Below are 17,233 nucleotides of genomic sequence, written 5' to 3' on the forward strand. Positions count from 1 at the left end.
GCTTCTGCCTGGTAAGGGGCACACGAGGTCGAACAAGCGTGTAGCTTGCCGGGTCAAGAGGGCCGGGGGGGCCTGGGTCCTGATAGGGGGTTCTCGATGGGCGTGCGGCTCATGGTGGTCGATGACCACCGACTGCTCGCCGAGGCGCTCGCCTCGGCGCTGAAATTGCGGGGCCACCGGGTGCTGGCGGCGGCCGCGCCGACCGCCGGGGCGGCGGACATCGTGGTGAACCGCGCCCCGGAGGTCTGCTTGTTCGGTACCGCGACGCCCGCCGACCCGGGCGCCTTCGACCCGATCGCCCGGATCAAACGGGAGCGCCCGCAAGTGGCGGTCGTGGTGCTCGGACCGGTGCCCAGCTCGCGCGGGATCGCGGCCGCTTTCGCCGCCGGTGCCGCCGGATACGTCAGGCACGACGAGCGGATAGAGGGCGTCGAGCGGGCGATGGTCAAGGCGCGCGCCGGGGAGACGGCGGTCGCGCCGCAACTGCTCCAGGGCGCCTTCGCCGAGCTGCTCAACCCGGCCGTCCAGCCGGACGACGAAGGACAGCGGCTCCTGCAGATGCTCACCCCCCGCGAGATCGAGGTCCTGGTGCGGGTCGCGGAGGGCGAGGACACCCGGCTGATCGCGGTCGGGATGCGGATCGCGCCGAGCACCGCCCGTACACATGTGCAGCGGGTGCTGATGAAGCTGGGTGTCGGCTCCCGGCTGGAGGCCGCGGCGCTGGCGGCCCGCACCGGGCTGCTGGAACGGGCGGCGGTGGACACAGGGCAGACGGGGCCGGACCCTGTGTGACATCCGGCCCCCGTGGGGCGGTGTGCCGACTGCTTACGGCCTCCCCCGCGACAGGGAGTGGGCTCCCGGCGTCCTGTGACTCCGCTTGCGGCGTTGTCGTCGGTCACCGACGCTCCGCGTCGACTCCTCCTTCCCCAAACTCTTAACTTCGTTCGAGCAGGGGAGACCCCACTGGGGGACTTCCGGCCGCCTTGCGATCGCACGCACCGGACGACGCTCCTCATGGGGCAAACATTGCCGGTCACGGCACTGGCAGAGGGCGGCGAGGACGATCGCGCCGCAGCCGAGCGGGGCCGGCTTGCGGTACCAGGCGTCGTCGCCCCCCGTTCGTGGGGAGCCGGACCCCTTCGGCCAGGTATTGCATGTGGGGGTACTCGCTTCGTTGCGCGAACGGAACCCGAAGGAACCACGCTCTTGTGCAAATAAAGATTCTTCCTGAGGTTCCTTGTTTGATGGTGATCGAATGAGAGGAAAGATCCAGGTTCTATGGGCGTGACCTCGCAAGAGGTGCAGGGGCGATGCCGTCACATCATTGACGCATGTGTTGACTTGTGGTTTGTTGTGGTCGGTTATGTTTGGAGGAACCTGGTGAAGAAGACGGTTACGACGCTCGCCGACGGCCGGGAGCTGCTCTACTACGACAGTCGCGACGACGCGGTCCGGGACGCCGTCGACCGGCGACCGCTCGACGCCGTCTCGACCTCATCGGAAGTCCGCCGCGACCCCCTTCTCAGGGACAGCGTCGCCATCGCCTCGCACCGCCAGGGGCGCACGTACCACCCGCCGGCCGACGAGTGTCCGCTCTGCCCGTCCCGGGACGGGCGGCTCAGCGAGATCCCCGACGACAGTTACGACGTGGCCGTCTTCGAGAACCGCTTCCCCTCGCTCGCCGGGGACTCCGGCCGCTGCGAGGTCGTCTGCTTCACCTCCGACCACGAGGCGTCCTTCGCCGACCTCACCGAGGAGCAGGCCGGCCTGGTCCTGGAGGCATGGACCGACCGCACGGCCGAACTCGCCGAGCTTCCGCAGGTCAAGCAGGTGTTCTGCTTCGAGAACCGGGGCGCCGAGATCGGTGTGACGCTCGGCCATCCGCACGGGCAGATCTACGCGTACCCGTTCGTCACCCCGCGCACCGAGCTGATGCTCCGCTCGATGGAGGCGCACCGCGAGCGGACCGGCCGCAACCTCTTTGACGACGTCGTGGCCCGCGAGCTGGCCGACAACGAGCGGATCGTGCTGACCGGCGAGCACTGGGTGGCGTTCGTGCCCTACGCGGCGCACTGGCCGTACGAGATCCACCTCCACCCGCGCCGACGCGTCCCCGACCTGCGGGAACTCGACGATGCCGCGCGCACGGAGTTCGCACAGATCTATCTGGAACTCTTGAGGCGATTCGACCGGATCTTCGGCCCCGATGAGCCGCCGACGCCGTACATCTCGGCCTGGCACCAGGCGCCGTTCGGGGTGCCCGGGCGGGAGGAGTTCGGGCTCCACCTCGAGCTTTTCACCATCCGACGCACCTCCGGCAAGCTGAAGTTCCTCGCGGGTTCCGAATCCGGCATGAACGTGTTCATCAACGATGTGCCGCCGGAGGCCGCGGCACAGCGACTGAGAGAGGTAGCGAGCGAGTGAGCAAGCCCCAGAAGAAGTACCTGGTCACGGGTGGCGCGGGATATGTCGGCAGCGTGGTTGCCGCGCACCTTCTGGAGGCCGGTCACGCGGTGACCGTCCTCGACGACCTGTCGACCGGGTTCCGGGAGGGTGTCCCGGCCGGGGCCGAGTTCATCGAGGGCCGCATTCAGGACGCCGCCCGCTGGCTGGACTCCTCCTACGACGGGGTGCTGCACTTCGCCGCGTACTCCCAGGTCGGCGAGTCCGTCACCGACCCGGAGAAGTACTGGGTGAACAACGTCGGCGGATCCACCGCGCTGCTCGCCGCGATGCGCGACGCGGGGGTCCGCACCCTGGTCTTCTCCTCCACCGCCGCGACCTACGGCGAACCGGTCTCCAGCCACATCACGGAGTCCGACCCGACCGCGCCCACCAACCCGTACGGCGCCACGAAGCTGGCCGTCGACCACATGATCACCGGCGAGGCGGCCGCGCACGGACTGGCCGCGGTCTCGCTGCGGTACTTCAACGTGGCGGGGGCGTACGGCAGTTGCGGCGAGCGCCACAGCCCGGAGTCGCACCTCATCCCGCTCGTGCTTCAGGTCGCGCTCGGGCAGCGCGAGTCGATCTCCGTGTACGGCGACGACTACCCGACCCCCGACGGGACCTGCGTACGCGACTACATCCACGTCGCCGATCTTGCCGAGGCCCACCTCCTCGCCCTGGACGCGGCCACCGCGGGCGAGCACCTGATCTGCAACCTCGGCAACGGAAACGGTTTCTCGGTGCGCGAGGTCATCGAGACCGTCCGCAAGGTCACCGGCCACCCGGTCCCCGAGACCGCGGCCCCGCGCCGCGCCGGCGACCCCGCGGTGCTGGTCGCCTCCGCCACCACCGCCAGGGAGCGGCTCGGCTGGCAGCCGTCCCGCGCCGACCTGGCCGGAATCGTCTCCGATGCCTGGACGTTCGCCCGCCGAGAGGAGCCCACCGCCCCATGACCGACAACGCTGAGCTGGTCACCGCTTTCACCGAGCTGTACGGCACCGACCCCGAAGGAGTCTGGGCGGCCCCCGGCCGGGTCAACCTGATCGGCGAGTACACCGACTTCAACGACGGTTTCGTGATGCCGCTCGCGCTGCCGCACACCGCGCGCGCGGCCGTCGCCCGCCGCACCGACGGCGAGCTGCGGCTGCACTCCACCGACGTGCCGGGCGGTGTCGTCCGGCTGCGGGTCGACGAGCTGGCACCGCACGAGGGCCACGGCTGGGCGGCGTACCCGGCCGGTGTCGTCTGGGCCCTGCGCGAGGCGGGCCACCAGGTCACCGGCGCGGACATCCAGCTGACCTCGACCGTCCCGACCGGCGCCGGGCTCTCCTCGTCGGCCGCCCTCGAAGTGGTCACCGCGCTCGCGCTGAACGACCTCTTCGGACTCGGCCTGTCCGCAGCCGAGCTGGCGGTGCTGGCGCAGCGTGCCGAGAACGCGTTCGTCGGCGTGCCGTGCGGGGTCATGGACCAGATGGCGTCGGCGTGCTGCGTCGAGGGCCACGCCCTGCACCTCGACACCCGCGACCTCACCCAGCGCCAGGTCCCGTTCGACCTGGCCGCGCATGGTCTGCAGCTGCTGGTGGTCGACACCCGGGTCAAGCACGCGCTGGGCGACGGCGCGTACGCGGAGCGGCGGGCCGGCTGCGAGGAGGGCGCGCGGGCGCTGGGCACAGGGACGCTCCGCGATGTTCCGTACGAGGGTCTGGATGCCGCGCTCGACACGCTCGCCGAGTCCGGCGCGGACGAGTCGGTCGTGCGGTACGTACGCCACGTGGTCAGCGACAACGCGCGGGTGGAGCAGGTCATCGCACTGCTCGACGCGGGCGACGTGCGGGCGGCGGGACCGGTCCTCACCGCGGGTCATGTCTCGCTCCGTGACGATCTGCGGGTCTCCTGCCCGGAACTGGACCTGGTGGTCTCGACGGCGAACGCGTCCGGGGCGCTCGGTGCGCGGATGACCGGCGGCGGCTTCGGTGGCTCGGCGATCGTGCTGGTGGACGAGGCGGACGGGGATGCGGTCACCAAGTCGGTGCTGGAGGCATTCACCTCGGCCGGGTACGCGACGCCCGGCGTCTTCCCGGCGGTCCCGTCGGCAGGCGCCCGTCGCATCGGGTGAAGGTTTTCGTCAGGATGAACTCGGTGACTCCGGGCGGGTAGTTGTCGACCTGCCCGATCACCTCGTAGCCCCGCTTCCGGTAGAAGTCCGGAGCCTGGAAACCCCAGGTCTCCAGCCGGGAGCGGGCGCAGCCACGGTCCGTCACGGCCACCCGTTCCGCCTCGGCGAGCAGGTGCGAGCCGAGGCCCGAACCGCGGTGGAGCGGCTCGACCCAGAGCAGATCCGCATGGAGCCAGTAGGCCCAGGTGCGCCCGGCCAGTCCACCCGCCGGCGCACCTTTGCCGTCCATCGCCCAGACCTCCAGCGGGAGTTCGCGCTCGGCGGGCGTGGCGAGGAGTGCGCGGAGCTCCGGGGAACATTCCGTATTGCTGTGGTGCAGCCGCTCACCCAGCAGAAGGCGACGATCTTTGTCTACTTCTGTCTCAAGACGAAACATGAACCACACCCTAAACACCGAGGTTCATCAGTTCTGTGAATTGCCTTCCGCTCCGGGCCGCCAGCCGTACGCTGATGCTCAGCACCGGTGGGGGCCGGTGCTGATTCAGGGGTACGAGACAGTCGGGCACGACGCCCGGGGCGGGGTGGCAGTCGGCATACGGCGGCGGCCGTAGAACTGCGGTTCACCCTCATCGCTCCGGGCGTCGTGCCCGCACCGGTCCGTCCCGTTCGGGGGGTTCTGGGGTGGCCCCGGAACAGATGCAGTGTGGGGGGTACCTGTGGTTCGTATCCGGGTTCTCGTGGTGGACGACCACCGCATTTTCGCCGAGTCGCTCGCGGCGGCACTCGCGGCGGAACCGGACGTCGAGGTGGCGGCGGCGGGCAGCGGCCCGGCCGCGCTTCGGTGTCTGGAGCGGGCGGCAGCCGAAGGCCGTAGGTACGACGTGATACTCGTCGATGCCGACCTGGGCATCCTGCCGACGGCCACGGGACGCACCGTTCCCGGCCCGGTCCCGGTCCCCGCCCCGAGAAGTGGCGAACACGCCCCGGTCGACGGGATCTCGCTGGTCGCCGGGGTCCGTTCGGGCCAGCCGTCCGTCCGTACGGTGGTGCTCGCCGAGAAGGACGACCCGCGCCGGGCCGCGCTGGCGCTGCAGGCCGGGGCGTCCGGCTGGGTCGCCAAGGACTGCTCGCTGCAACGGCTGCTCACGGTGATCCGGGGGGTGCTCCGCGACGAGACGCATCTGCCTCCGGCGCTGCTCACCGGTGTCCTGCGCGAGCTGACGGCAGCCCGCAAACACCGCACCGAGAGCGAGCAGCTGATCGAGTCGCTGACCCCGCGCGAGCGCGAGGTGTTGCGCTGCATGGTGGCGGGGCTGGGCCGCAAGGCGGTGGCGGAGCGGCTGTACCTCTCCCCGCACACGGTGCGTACGCATATGCAGAACGTGCTGGGGAAGCTGGGCGTGCACTCGACGCTGGCTGCGGTGGCGCTGGCCCGACGCGCCGGTGTCGGACCGGCCGAGCTATCCGGGGATGTTGTCGAACGGGGCGGTCAACTGGCGTAGCAGCCCGGCCAGTTCGCCGCGCTGGTGGCGGGAGAGCTCGCCGAGGATGGCGCGCTCCTGGGCGAGCAGTCCGGCCAGCGACTGGTCGGCCTTGTCGCGCCCCTCCGCGGTGAGCCGGACCAGCACGCCGCGCCGGTCGCTGGGGTCGGGGAGCCGTTCGACGAGGTTCTTCTTGGTCAGCCGGTCGATGCGGTTGGTCATCGTGCCCGAGGTGACCAGCGTCTGGGTGAGCAGCTGACCGGGGGAGAGCTGGTACGGGGCTCCGGCGCGGCGCAGCGACGTCAGTACGTCGAACTCCCACGGTTCAAGACTGTGCTCGGAGAAGGCGATCCGGCGGGCCCGGTCGAGGTGGCGGGCCAGGCGTGAGACGCGGCTGAGCACCTCAAGTGGTTCCACGTCGAGGTCGGGGCGCTCGCGACGCCATGCAGCGACCAGTCGGTCAACCTCGTCCTCCATGTGGATCAGTGTAAAGGGTCTGTCGACATGAAGTCTCTTGAATTCGAGTGTCTTGACATCAAGATATCTCGGCGGTGATCCTGGCTGCCATGACGACACCGACCTGGGATCCGCAGCAGTACCTGCGTCACGCGGACCACCGCACCCGCCCGTTCCAGGATCTCCTGTCCCGCATCCCGGAGCCCCCGGCCGCCCCCACGCCCCGCATCGCGGACCTGGGCTGCGGCGCGGGCAACGTCACGGCACTCCTCACGGCCCGCTGGCCGACGGCCCGGATCACGGGGTACGACAACTCCCCCCAGATGCTGGAACAGGCCCGTGCCCACGCCACACCCCTCCTGGACTTCGCCGAGGCCGACGCGACGACCTGGACGCCGGCGGAACCGTACGACCTGATCGTCTCCAATGCCCTGCTCCAGTGGGTCCCCGGCCACACCCGCCGCTTCCCCGACTGGCTGGACGGCGTCACCCCGGGCGGCACGTTCGCCTTCCAGGTCCCCGGCAACTTCGACCAGCCCACCCACACCCTGATGCGCGGACTGGCGGAGTCCCCACGCTGGCGCTCCCGCCTGACCGGCGTCCTGCGCCACGCCGACGCGGTCCTCAGCCCCACCGACTATCTGGACGCCCTGACGGCCCCCGGCATCACGGCGGACGTCTGGGAGACCACGTACCTCCACCTCCTCCAGGGCGAGGACGCCGCCCTCGACTGGGTGAAGGGCACGGGCCTGCGCCCCGTCCTGACGGCGCTCGCGGACGACCCGGAGGCGCACGAGGCGTTCCTCACCGACTACCGGGACCTGCTGCGCACCGCGTACCCGAAGGGTCCGCACGGCACGGTCTTCCCGTTCCGCCGCATCTTCGCCGTCGCCCACAAGGAGAAGTGATGATCGCCGCAGTGGACCACGTTCAACTGGCCGCCCCAGCAGGCTCGGAGCCCGCCCTGCGCACGTACTACGTGGACATCCTGGGAATGACCGAACTTCCCAAGCCCCCGGACCTGGCGGCCCGCGGCGGCTGCTGGTTCCAGGCGGGACCGGTCCAGCTGCACCTGGGCATCGAGGCCGACTTCCGCCCGGCGAAGAAGGCCCACCCGGGGCTGCGCGTCACGGACATCGAGGCGTTCGCGGCACGACTGGAGGCACACGGCGCGCAGGTGCACCGGGACGCCGGCCTGCCGGGGCACCGGCGCTTCTACTCCTGCGACCCGGTGGGAAACCGGCTGGAATTCCTGGAGCCGGTGGACGGGTGAGAGTCGGTCGAGCGCGCGCGGGGTGATGCCGATCCCGATCGGTGCGGTGTCACGGTGGGCTATGCGCCGCTCAGGGCCCCGGTCACCAGCTCCAGATCCACCGGCATGACCGCGATCAGGACAGTCCCGTCCGACGACGCGCACTCCACGATCCGGGAACCCGGATTGATGACCAGACCCTCACGTGTCGATACCGCGCGCACCGCAGTCCGGTGCAGATCCTCGGGGAGGACGACCGCCGACCTGCCGTAGGCGGGGCGCCAGGTCAGGGGCTTCGCGTTGATCAGCAGCTGCCCGGGGCGCCAGCGGTTGCCGTGGGACGCCCGCTTGATCATGCACGGGATCCCGGTCGGTGCTCCGCAGGCCGCCCGCGCCGACCTCCGCCGGTGTCTGCGGCGGATCAGCATGCCGACGAGAGAACCGACGACGCCGAGCACCACACAATCGATCACGAATTCGATCACTCTTGTATTGAAACAGGTGAGGGGCGCCGAGGGGATGAGCTCGGGCCGGCCCGCCCCGCCCCGGCCCGCCGCCCGCCCGTCCGGCACCGCCGTACCGTGTGCGGTGCCGGCTCCTGTCGGGTCAGTTCTTCCGGTGGCCTACCAGGCGCGGCTTCGACTCCAGGTTCTCCAGGCCGTGCCAGGCCAGGTTCACCAGATGCGCCGCCACCTCCGCCTTCTTCGGCTTGCGGACGTTCAGCCACCACTGGCCCGTCAGCGCCACCATGCCGACCAGCGCCTGCGCGTACAGCGGGGCGAGCTTCGGGTCGAAGCCGCGGGCCTTGAACTCCAGCCCCAGGATGTCCTCGACCTGCGTGGCGATGTCGCTGATCAGGGATGCGAACGTGCCGGTCGACTGGGCGACCGGGGAGTCGCGGACCAGGATGCGGAAGCCGTCCGTGTACCTCTCGATGTAGTCGAGCAGCGCGAACGCCGCCTGTTCCAGGAGTTCGCGCGGGTGGCCGGCGGTCAGGGCGCTGGTGACCATGTCGAGGAGCTGGCGCATCTCGCGGTCGACCACGACGGCGTACAGGCCCTCCTTGCCGCCGAAGTGTTCGTAGACGACCGGCTTGGAGACGCCGGCGCGGGCCGCGATCTCTTCCACCGAGGTGCCTTCGAAGCCCTTGTCGGCGAAGAGGGTGCGGCCGATGTCCAGCAGTTGTTCACGGCGTTCCTTGCCGGTCATCCTCACGCGGCGGGTACGCCGGGTGGAGGAGGGACGGTTCTTCTCGCTGCTCGTGCTGCCGTCGGTCGCCACGTCGTCAATCATGCCGCGTCGGCGTGCGCGGACTCGCGCCGGGAGTCGATCCGGCGGGACTCGATCCGGGCGGAGTCCGGCCAGCGCACGTCGTACGCCCAGCCGAGCTTCTCGAACCAGCGGATCAGCCGGGCACTGGAGTCGACCTGGCCCTTCATCACCCCGTGCCGGGCGCTCGTCGGATCCGCGTGGTGCAGGTTGTGCCACGACTCACCGCAGGAGAGGACCGCCAGCCACCACACATTGCCGGACCGGTCACGGGACTTGAACGGGCGCTTGCCGACCGCGTGGCAGATGGAGTTGATCGACCAGGTGACGTGGTGCAGAAGCGCCACCCGTACGAGAGAGCCCCAGAAGAACGCCGTCGCCGCTCCCCACCACGACATCGTCACCAGACCGCCGACCAGCGGCGGGATCGCCAGCGACACGATCGTGAGGGTGAGGAAGTGGCGGGAGATCCCGCGGATCGCCGGGTCCTTGATCAGGTCCGGGGCGTACTTCTGCTGCGGGGTCTGCTCCTCGTCGAACATCCAGCCGATGTGCGCCCACCACAGCCCCTTCATCAGGGCAGGGAGTGTCTCGCCGAACCGCCACGGCGAGTGCGGGTCGCCCTCGGCGTCGGAGAAGCGGTGGTGCTTGCGGTGGTCGGCCACCCAGCGCACCAGCGGGCCTTCCACGGCCAGCGATCCGGCAACGGCCAGGGCGATGCGGAGCGGGCGCTTCGCCTTGAAGGAGCCATGGGTGAAGTAGCGGTGGAAGCCGATCGTGATGCCGTGGCAGCCGATGAAGTACATCGCGACCAGCAGACCGAGATCGAGCCAGCTCACACCGCGGCCCCAGGCCAGCGGCACCGCCGCGACCAGGGCCATGAACGGCACCACGATGAACAGCAGCAGGGCGAACTGCTCGATCGACCGCTTGTTGTCGTCGCCGAGCGTGGCGGAAGGGGGGACCGGACCGTCGGCCGCCGCTGCCGGGGCGTCGTCGATCACATCGGGGCTGGTGTTCATGGGGGGTCCCCTGGAGGGTGAGGAGTACGAGGACAACTCTGGCTACGCATCCGTAACCTACGGTTTCGTAAGTATGACAGCGCGGAGGCCGCAGCACGAGAGCTGAGCCGTCGGAGCTACCGCTCCACCGGGCCGACGAGGGCTGCGGGCAGCGCCGACGGCACGGACACCTATCCTGGAAGCGTCGGACAGCGCGGTCCGCACTCTGCTTTCCCGGGGCGGCGACAGCACCGCTGCAGCCGCGGACCCCGGACCCCCTTGTGGGGAGACGCTTCGCGACGCACCTCCTCAATCACTGCAAGGAGCCGCACACTGTGAGCAGTGCCGACCAGACCCCCGCCGCCAGCCCCGAGCTGCGCGCCGACATCCGACGCCTCGGCGATCTGCTGGGCGAGACCCTCGTACGTCAGGAGGGCCAGGAACTCCTCGACCTCGTCGAGCGTGTCCGCGCCCTGACCCGTACCGACGGCGAGGCAGCCGCCGAACTCCTCGGCGACACGGACCTGGAGACCGCCGCGCAGCTGGTGCGCGCCTTCTCCACCTACTTCCACCTCGCCAACGTCACCGAGCAGGTCCACCGCGCCCACGAGATGCGCGACCGGCGCGCCGCCGAGGGCGGTCTGCTGGCCCGTACCGCCGACCGGCTGAAGGACGCGGACCCCGAGCACCTGCGCGCGACCGTCAAGAACCTCAACGTACGGCCCGTCTTCACCGCGCACCCGACCGAGGCCGCGCGGCGCTCCGTGCTGAACAAGCTCCGCCGCATCGCCGAGCTGCTGGACACCCCTGTCATCGAGGCCGACCGGCGCCGCCACGACCTGCGGCTCGCCGAGAACATCGACCTCATCTGGCAGACCGACGAACTGCGCGTCGTCCGCCCGGAGCCGGCCGACGAGGCCCGTAACGCCATTTACTACCTCGACGAGCTGCACACCAACGCCGTCGGGGACGTACTCGAGGACCTCGCTGCCGAGCTGGAGCGCGTCGGCGTCGAGCTGCCCGCGGGCACCCGGCCGCTGACCTTCGGCACCTGGATCGGCGGCGACCGCGACGGCAACCCCAACGTGACGCCCGCCGTCACCTGGGAGGTGCTGATCCTGCAGCACGAGCACGGCATCACCGACGCGCTGGAGCTCATCGACTATCTGCGCGGACTGCTCTCCAACTCCATCCGCTACACGGGCGCCACCGACGAGCTGCTCACCTCCCTCCAGGCCGACCTGGAGCGGCTCCCCGAGATCAGCCCGCGCTACAAGCGGCTGAACGCCGAGGAGCCGTACCGCCTCAAGGCCACCTGCATCCGGCAGAAGCTCGTCAACACCCGCGAGCGGCTGGCCAACGGCACCCCGCACCGCCCCGGCTGCGACTACCTCGGCACCGCCGAGCTCATCGAGGACCTGGTGCTCATCCAGACCTCGCTGCGCGAGCACCGCGGCGGTCTCTTCGCCGACGGCCGGATGGACCGCACGATCCGCACGCTCTCCGCGTTCGGTCTGCAGCTCGCCACCATGGACGTACGCGAGCACGCGGACGCCCACCACCACGCCCTCGGCCAGCTCTTCGACCGGCTCGGCGAGGAGTCCTGGCGGTACGCCGACATGCCGCGCGACTACCGGCAGAAGCTGCTCGCCAAGGAGCTCCGCTCGCGCCGCCCGCTCGCCCCGACCCCGGCCCCGCTGGACGCCGCGGGCGCGAAGACCCTCGGTGTCTTCCTCACCATCAAGGAGGCGTTCGAGCGGTTCGGCCCCGAGGTCATCGAGTCGTACATCATCTCGATGTGCCAGGGCGCCGACGACGTCTTCGCCGCCGCCGTCCTCGCCCGCGAGGCCGGTCTGATCGATCTGCACGGCGGCTGGGCCAAGATCGGCATCGTGCCGCTCCTGGAGACCACCGACGAGCTGCGCGCCGCCGATGTGATCCTCGACGAGATGCTCGCCGACCCGTCGTACCGGCGGCTCGTCTCACTCCGTGGCGACGTCCAGGAGGTCATGCTCGGGTACTCCGACTCCTCCAAGTTCGGCGGCATCACCACCTCGCAGTGGGAGATTCACCGGGCGCAGCGCCGGCTGCGTGACGTCGCGCACCGCTACGGCGTACGGCTGCGGCTCTTCCACGGCCGCGGCGGCACCGTCGGCCGTGGTGGCGGCCCCTCGCACGACGCGATCCTCGCGCAGCCGTGGGGCACGCTGGAGGGTGAGATCAAGGTGACCGAGCAGGGCGAGGTCATCTCCGACAAGTACCTCATCCCGGCGCTCGCCCGGGAGAACCTGGAGCTGACCGTCGCGGCCACCCTCCAGGCCTCCGCGCTGCACACCGCGCCCCGCCAGTCCGACGAGGCCCTGGCCCGCTGGGACGCGGCGATGGACACCGTCTCCGACGCCGCGCACGACGCCTACCGCAAGCTGGTCGAGGACCCGGACCTGCCCGCGTACTTCTTCGCGTCCACCCCGGTCGACCAGCTCGCCGAGCTGCACCTGGGTTCCCGCCCGTCGCGGCGCCCGGACTCCGGCGCCGGTCTCGACGGCCTGCGGGCCATCCCGTGGGTCTTCGGCTGGACCCAGTCGCGGCAGATCGTGCCCGGCTGGTACGGCGTCGGCTCGGGGCTCAAGGCGCTGCGCGAGGCCGGTCCGGACACCGTTCTGGACGAGATGCACGAGCACTGGCACTTCTTCCGGAACTTCCTCTCGAACGTGGAGATGACGCTCGCCAAGACCGACCTGCGGATCGCCCGCCACTATGTCGACACGCTCGTCCCCGACGAGCTGAAGCACGTCTTCGCCGACATCGAGGCCGAGCATGCGCTCACGGTGAGGGAAGTCCTGAAGGTCACCGGCGGGACCGAGCTGCTCGGCACCAGCCCGGTGCTCCAGCAGACGTTCGCCATCCGGGACGCCTACCTGGACCCGATCTCGTACCTCCAGGTCTCGCTGCTGGCCCGCCAGCGCCGTGCCGCCGAGCGCGGCGAGGAGGCCGACCCGCTGCTCGCCCGGGCCCTGCTGCTCACGGTGAACGGTGTCGCCGCGGGTCTGCGCAACACCGGCTGACCCGCTCGCCCGCAGCACGACAGTGCCCCCACCGGACGCATCCGGTGGGGGCACTCCGCTGCGCGGACGTCAGTGCTGCTGGGCCTTGCGGCGGCGCATCACCAGGAAGCCGCCGGCCGCGGCGAGCGCCGCGGCGACCGCCGCCATCGTGCCGACCGGGGCACTGCTTCCGGTCTCGGCGAGGTTGCCGGACGCGCCGCCCTGGGTGGTTGGGGCACCGGCCGGGGTGCTTTCCGAGGGGGACGGGGCGCCGGACGGCTGCTCGCCGCCGGGAGCGGACGGGCTGCTGGACGGCGTGGCCGAGGGCTCCTCGCCGGGCTTCGTGGGCTCTTCGCCGGGCTTCGTGGGTTCTTCGCCGGGCTTGGTGGGTTCTTCGCCGGGCTTGGTGGGTTCTTCGCCGGGCTTGGTGGGTTTCTCGCCGGGCTTGCCCGGCTCGCAGTCGGTCTTGAAGACCTTGTGCTTGGCCTTGCCGTTCTCGCCCTCGAAGTTCCAGAACAGCTTGTACTGGCCGTCGGGCAGGGTCATGTCGGTGGTACGGCCGTGGCCGGAACCGTCGAGCGCGAAGGCGCCCGTCTTGACCGTCTCGCCCTTGTCCAGGTCATTGTTGGCCCAGGCCTCGATGTGCCACTGGACCTTCTGGGCGGCGTCGAAGCCGAACGCGTCGAGGTAGAAGGAGCAGACCTTCGGCTCGTTCCTGCGAAGCTCCTCGCCGGTCTTGGCGTCGTGGATCTTCACCGTGCCGTTGTCGCCCTTGGGCGTCGCGAAGGCGGAAGGTGCCAGCAGCAGCGAGGCGGTCACCGCGGTGACCAGAGCGCCGGCGGGAATAAGTATGCGCATGGGCAGTCCAACGTAGGGGATGAGGGATGCCGTGGGGGGTCGGCCAAGCTTCTTGTGGTTGCTTCCGCCCGTCAAGTTGGATGTGTCCACATCCGTCCCCTGTGTAGTGCTCTGCCTCAATGGTTCCGGATAACGATCGGGCGAACACGCGGCTCCGGTACGGGAGTCCACGCCTCGGGGCGTCCCGGGGAAGCGCTCAGGGCGCGGCTCAGAGGGCGATGAACGTCGCCACCAGCAGGGCCGCGCCCGCGATCCCGGTTCCCCATGCGGTCCGGGTGAGCCGCAGGCCGCCGCCGATGATCAGGGCGGCGAGCAGCAGAGCGCCGCCGAGCGGCACCCAGGAGTGCAGGAAGCCCGGCGTCCCGGTGCGTACGACCTCGTCGGTACCGGGCTTCACGACGACCGGGAACCTGCCGCCCTTCTTCACCGCGACGGACCGCTCGACCGTCACACGCGAGCGCGCGGTGGCATGCTCGGCGGGGGCGAACGGTCCCGTGCAGACGTCGGCGCCGCAGCCGGTGACGGTCATCGTGCCGTGCTCACGGCCCTTGGCGAGGACGATGTGCTGCGCCGAGGACCAGGACGACAGGACGCCCGCGACGAGCAACAGCAGGACGACGCAGCCCAGGGCGGCGCCGCGGCCGTAGAACAGTGCGCGGTGGGAGGTGCTCCGCTTCATGGGGAGCGATCCTTGGGCAGGCGAACGCTTTCGGTCAACTTCACGTCGGACCCGGGTCGGAAAAGGTCCGGGATCGCCCTGCTATCTCATGAGTTGTACGCGCTCTGTGCGCGCTCAAGACCCTCCGCGAGCAGGCACTCCACCGAGTCGGCCGCCCGGTCCACGAGATAGCCGAGCTCCTTGCGCTCGGTGGACGAGAAGTCCTTCAGTACGAAGTCGGCGACCTGCATCCGGCCCGGCGGGCGGCCGATCCCGAACCGGATCCGGTGGTAGCCGGACCCCATCGACTTGGTCATCGACTTGAGCCCGTTGTGCCCGTTGTCGCCGCCACCCAGCTTCAGCCGGAGCGTCCCGTAGTCGATGTCCAGCTCGTCGTGGATCGCCACGATGTGATCGGTCGGCACCTTGTAGAAGTCGCGGAGCGCGGTGACGGGGCCGCCGGAGAGGTTCATGTACGACATCGGCTTGGCCAGGATCACGCGGCGGTTGGCCGGTCCGGGCGGGCCCATGCGGCCCTCGACGACCTGCGCCTGCGCCTTCTGGGCCCGCTTGAACTTCCCGCCGATCCGCTCGGCGAGGAGGTCGGCGACCATGAAGCCGACGTTGTGCCGCTGCGCCGCGTGCTCGGGGCCGGGGTTGCCGAGGCCCACGATGAGCCAGGGGTCGGTGGCGTCGGACATCTGCGCTCGGTCTCCTTCGCGTACGGATGGTTCCGGATGGCCCGGATACAGGCGGACGGGGCGGCGGGTCCCTGGGGAAGGAACCGCCGCCCCGTCAGTGAAGCAGGTGAAGCGGGGAGGACGAGGCTCAGGCCTCGGCGCCCTCGGCCTCGGCGGTCGGCTCCTCGGCCTGCGCGGAGACGACCTGCAGCACGACGGCGTCCTCGTCGCCGGCCAGCACGGAGCCGGCGGGCAGCGGGATGTCCTTGGCGACGATGGAGTCACCGGCGTCGAGGCCCGCGATGGAGACCGTGACGGACTCGGGGATGTGGGTGGCCTCGGCCTCGACGAGCAGGGTGTTCTGCACGTACTCGAGGAGGTTGCCGCCCGGGGCCAGCTCGCCCTCGACGTGCACGGCGACCTCGACGTTGACCTTCTCGCCGCGCTTGACGGTCAGCAGGTCGACGTGCTCGATGTCGCCCTTGAGCGGGTTGCGCTGCACGGCCTTCGGGATGACCAGCGCGTCCTTGCCATCGAGCTCCAGGCCGATCAGGACGTTGGCGGTGCGGAGTGCAAGGAGCAGCTCGTGGGCCGGCAGGGTGACGTGGACCGGCTCGGCACCGTGGCCGTAGACGACCGCGGGGACCAGGTTGTCACGACGGGCGCGGCGGGCGGCGCCCTTGCCGAACTCGGTACGGGGCTGGGCGGCGAGCTTGATCTCGGCCATGACTGCACTCCTCGTGGGGTGACGAAAACTGGATGGTCACCCGGCCCACGACAGGCCTGCTACGAAGAGCGCGTCGATAACGGACCGCCGTACCCATGAGTACGGCCTCCCTCGCCGAGCAACTCGCTGAGTCTACCCGGCGGGGAGGCCGCACCCAAAGTGGATCTTCTGGGTCAGGTGTTTCTACTGCTCCTCGAAGAGGCTCGTGACCGAGCCGTCCTCGAAGACCTCGCGCACCGCGCGCGCGATCGTCGGCGCGATCGAGAGCACCGTGATCTTGTCGAGCTCCAGCTCACCCGGGGTCGGCAGGGTGTCCGTGAAGACGAACTCACTGACCTTGGAGTTCTTCAGCCGGTCCGCGGCCGGGCCGGAGAGCACGCCGTGCGTCGCCGTCACTATGACGTCCTCGGCGCCGTGCGCGAACAGGGCGTCGGCGGCGGCGCAGATGGTGCCACCGGTGTCGATCATGTCGTCGACCAGGACGCAGACCCGGCCCTTGACGTTGCCGACGACCTCGTGGACGGTCACCTGGTTGGCGACGTCCTTGTCACGGCGCTTGTGGACGATCGCCAGCGGGGCGTCCAGCCGGTCGCACCAGCGGTCGGCGACGCGCACGCGGCCGGCGTCCGGGGAGACGATCGTCAGCTTCGAGCGGTCGACCTTGGCACCGACGTAGTCGGCGAGGATCGGCAGCGCGAAGAGGTGGTCGACCGGGCCGTCGAAGAAACCCTGGATCTGGTCGGTGTGCAGGTCGATCGTGAGGATGCGGTCGGCACCCGCGGTCTTCATCAGGTCGGCGATCAGGCGGGCCGAGATCGGCTCGCGGCCACGGTGCTTCTTGTCCTGGCGGGCGTAGCCGTAGAACGGCACGATCACCGTGATGGAGCGGGCCGACGCGCGCTTCAGCGCGTCCAGCATGATCAGCTGCTCCATGATCCACTTGTTGATCGGAGCCGTGTGGCTCTGCATCAAGAAGCAGTCGGCGCCGCGTGCGGACTCCTGGAAGCGGACGTAGATCTCACCGTTGGCGAAATCGAAGGCCTTCGTCGGCACGAGGCCGACACCCAGTTGGTGCGCAACCTCCTCGGCCAGCTCGGGGTGGGCGCGGCCGGAGAAGAGCATCAGTTTCTTCTCGCCGGTCGTCTTGATCCCGGTCACAGCACAGTCTCCTCAGACGTGTTCCTGGCGCTGCACGCATGCGTCCCGATGTGCAACGAGCCAGCCGAAATGGGGTGAGCATCTA

Annotated in this window: 17 protein-coding genes and 1 pseudogene; 8 read left to right on the forward strand and 10 right to left on the reverse strand. The window is 70.1% G+C overall.

Annotated features, from left to right (window positions below):
• Positions 1-96 precede the first annotated feature (96 nt).
• From ACWD6R_RS13390 to galK, 4 genes are all read left to right on the forward strand, one after another.
• Complete coding sequence (locus tag ACWD6R_RS13390; protein ID WP_451818799.1) at positions 97-792, forward strand: helix-turn-helix transcriptional regulator; 696 nt, start codon at positions 97-99, stop codon at positions 790-792.
• Positions 793-1,380: 588 nt separating this feature from the next.
• Positions 1,381-2,424: a galactose-1-phosphate uridylyltransferase gene (galT, locus tag ACWD6R_RS13395; RefSeq protein WP_451818800.1), complete on the forward strand. Its 1,044-nt coding sequence runs from the start codon at positions 1,381-1,383 to the stop codon at positions 2,422-2,424.
• Positions 2,421-3,401: a UDP-glucose 4-epimerase GalE gene (gene galE / locus ACWD6R_RS13400; RefSeq protein ID WP_451818801.1), complete on the forward strand. Its 981-nt coding sequence runs from the start codon at positions 2,421-2,423 to the stop codon at positions 3,399-3,401. The genes galT and galE overlap by 4 nt, the downstream gene beginning before the upstream one ends.
• Positions 3,398-4,564 (forward strand): galactokinase, encoded by a 1,167-nt coding sequence (gene galK / locus ACWD6R_RS13405; protein ID WP_451818802.1) that lies wholly within the window; start codon positions 3,398-3,400, stop codon positions 4,562-4,564. Before galE ends, galK begins: the two co-directional genes overlap by 4 nt.
• Before the next feature lie 4 nt (positions 4,565-4,568).
• Here the strand turns inward: galK and ACWD6R_RS13410 are convergent.
• Positions 4,569-5,000: pseudogene (locus ACWD6R_RS13410) on the reverse strand (GNAT family N-acetyltransferase); the annotation flags it as partial.
• A 280-nt stretch (positions 5,001-5,280) separates the two neighbouring features.
• Here ACWD6R_RS13410 and ACWD6R_RS13415 point away from each other — a divergent pair.
• Positions 5,281-6,066, forward strand: coding sequence for a LuxR C-terminal-related transcriptional regulator (locus tag ACWD6R_RS13415; RefSeq protein WP_451818803.1), 786 nt, complete (start codon positions 5,281-5,283; stop codon positions 6,064-6,066).
• On the opposite strand, the gene ACWD6R_RS13420 is transcribed toward ACWD6R_RS13415, so the two are convergent.
• Positions 6,025-6,522, reverse strand: a complete 498-nt coding sequence (locus ACWD6R_RS13420) for a MarR family winged helix-turn-helix transcriptional regulator (protein WP_451306829.1) — start codon at positions 6,520-6,522, stop codon at positions 6,025-6,027. The genes ACWD6R_RS13415 and ACWD6R_RS13420 overlap by 42 nt on opposite strands.
• A gap of 89 nt (positions 6,523-6,611) precedes the next feature.
• On the opposite strand from ACWD6R_RS13420, the gene ACWD6R_RS13425 reads away from it, so the two are divergent.
• Positions 6,612-7,409, forward strand: coding sequence for a trans-aconitate 2-methyltransferase (locus ACWD6R_RS13425; protein WP_451818804.1), 798 nt, complete (start codon positions 6,612-6,614; stop codon positions 7,407-7,409).
• Positions 7,409-7,774, forward strand: a complete 366-nt coding sequence (locus ACWD6R_RS13430) for a VOC family protein (RefSeq protein ID WP_451818805.1) — start codon at positions 7,409-7,411, stop codon at positions 7,772-7,774. Before ACWD6R_RS13425 ends, ACWD6R_RS13430 begins: the two co-directional genes overlap by 1 nt.
• Positions 7,775-7,833: 59 nt before the next feature.
• Here the strand turns inward: ACWD6R_RS13430 and ACWD6R_RS13435 are convergent, their stop codons facing one another.
• The 3 genes from ACWD6R_RS13435 to ACWD6R_RS13445 all read right to left on the reverse strand — a co-directional run bounded on the left by ACWD6R_RS13435 (position 7,834) and on the right by ACWD6R_RS13445 (position 10,044).
• Positions 7,834-8,238, reverse strand: a complete 405-nt coding sequence (locus ACWD6R_RS13435) for a hypothetical protein (protein WP_451818806.1) — start codon at positions 8,236-8,238, stop codon at positions 7,834-7,836.
• A 121-nt stretch (positions 8,239-8,359) separates the two neighbouring features.
• On the reverse strand, positions 8,360-9,046 hold the full coding sequence (locus ACWD6R_RS13440) for a TetR family transcriptional regulator (RefSeq protein ID WP_451818807.1): 687 nt from the start codon (positions 9,044-9,046) through the stop codon (positions 8,360-8,362).
• Positions 9,043-10,044, reverse strand: coding sequence for an acyl-CoA desaturase (locus tag ACWD6R_RS13445; protein WP_451818808.1), 1,002 nt, complete (start codon positions 10,042-10,044; stop codon positions 9,043-9,045). The genes ACWD6R_RS13440 and ACWD6R_RS13445 overlap by 4 nt, the downstream gene beginning before the upstream one ends.
• Positions 10,045-10,358: 314 nt before the next feature.
• Here ACWD6R_RS13445 and ppc point away from each other — a divergent pair, with 314 nt between their 5' ends.
• A complete protein-coding gene (gene ppc, locus ACWD6R_RS13450) occupies positions 10,359-13,088 on the forward strand; it encodes a phosphoenolpyruvate carboxylase (protein ID WP_451818809.1) in 2,730 nt (909 codons plus the stop codon).
• Positions 13,089-13,157: 69 nt separating this feature from the next.
• Here the strand turns inward: ppc and ACWD6R_RS13455 are convergent, their stop codons facing one another.
• The 5 genes from ACWD6R_RS13455 to ACWD6R_RS13475 form a co-directional block, all read right to left on the reverse strand.
• A complete protein-coding gene (locus ACWD6R_RS13455) occupies positions 13,158-13,925 on the reverse strand; it encodes an LPXTG cell wall anchor domain-containing protein (RefSeq protein WP_451818810.1) in 768 nt (255 codons plus the stop codon).
• A gap of 208 nt (positions 13,926-14,133) precedes the next feature.
• Entirely contained in the window at positions 14,134-14,604 is a 471-nt protein-coding gene (locus ACWD6R_RS13460; RefSeq protein ID WP_451818811.1) for a hypothetical protein, read from the reverse strand.
• Between the two features lie 86 nt (positions 14,605-14,690).
• Positions 14,691-15,284, reverse strand: a complete 594-nt coding sequence (gene pth / locus ACWD6R_RS13465) for an aminoacyl-tRNA hydrolase (RefSeq protein ID WP_359110152.1) — start codon at positions 15,282-15,284, stop codon at positions 14,691-14,693.
• A gap of 127 nt (positions 15,285-15,411) precedes the next feature.
• Positions 15,412-15,990 (reverse strand): 50S ribosomal protein L25/general stress protein Ctc, encoded by a 579-nt coding sequence (locus tag ACWD6R_RS13470; RefSeq protein WP_451818812.1) that lies wholly within the window; start codon positions 15,988-15,990, stop codon positions 15,412-15,414.
• A 183-nt stretch (positions 15,991-16,173) separates the two neighbouring features.
• Complete coding sequence (locus ACWD6R_RS13475; protein WP_451818813.1) at positions 16,174-17,148, reverse strand: ribose-phosphate diphosphokinase; 975 nt, start codon at positions 17,146-17,148, stop codon at positions 16,174-16,176.
• Between the last annotated feature and the right edge of the window lie 85 nt (positions 17,149-17,233).

The organism is Streptomyces sp. NPDC005151 (assembly GCF_053599875.1).

Bases quoted from the DNA above. Each gene is read 5' to 3' on its own strand.
- ACWD6R_RS13390 (WP_451818799.1), top strand. From the start codon at position 97: ATGGGCGTGCGGCTCATGGTGGTCGATGACCACCGACTGCTCGCCGAG.
- galK (WP_451818802.1), top strand. From the start codon at position 3,398: ATGACCGACAACGCTGAGCTGGTCACCGCTTTCACCGAGCTGTACGGC.
- ACWD6R_RS13420 (WP_451306829.1), bottom strand. From the start codon at position 6,522: ATGGAGGACGAGGTTGACCGACTGGTCGCTGCATGGCGTCGCGAGCGC.
- ACWD6R_RS13425 (WP_451818804.1), top strand. From the start codon at position 6,612: ATGACGACACCGACCTGGGATCCGCAGCAGTACCTGCGTCACGCGGAC.
- ACWD6R_RS13455 (WP_451818810.1), bottom strand. From the start codon at position 13,925: ATGCGCATACTTATTCCCGCCGGCGCTCTGGTCACCGCGGTGACCGCC.
- ACWD6R_RS13470 (WP_451818812.1), bottom strand. From the start codon at position 15,990: ATGGCCGAGATCAAGCTCGCCGCCCAGCCCCGTACCGAGTTCGGCAAG.
- pth (WP_359110152.1), bottom strand. From the start codon at position 15,284: ATGTCCGACGCCACCGACCCCTGGCTCATCGTGGGCCTCGGCAACCCC.
- ACWD6R_RS13445 (WP_451818808.1), bottom strand. From the start codon at position 10,044: ATGAACACCAGCCCCGATGTGATCGACGACGCCCCGGCAGCGGCGGCC.
- ACWD6R_RS13460 (WP_451818811.1), bottom strand. From the start codon at position 14,604: ATGAAGCGGAGCACCTCCCACCGCGCACTGTTCTACGGCCGCGGCGCC.
- ACWD6R_RS13430 (WP_451818805.1), top strand. From the start codon at position 7,409: ATGATCGCCGCAGTGGACCACGTTCAACTGGCCGCCCCAGCAGGCTCG.
- ACWD6R_RS13440 (WP_451818807.1), bottom strand. From the start codon at position 9,046: ATGATTGACGACGTGGCGACCGACGGCAGCACGAGCAGCGAGAAGAAC.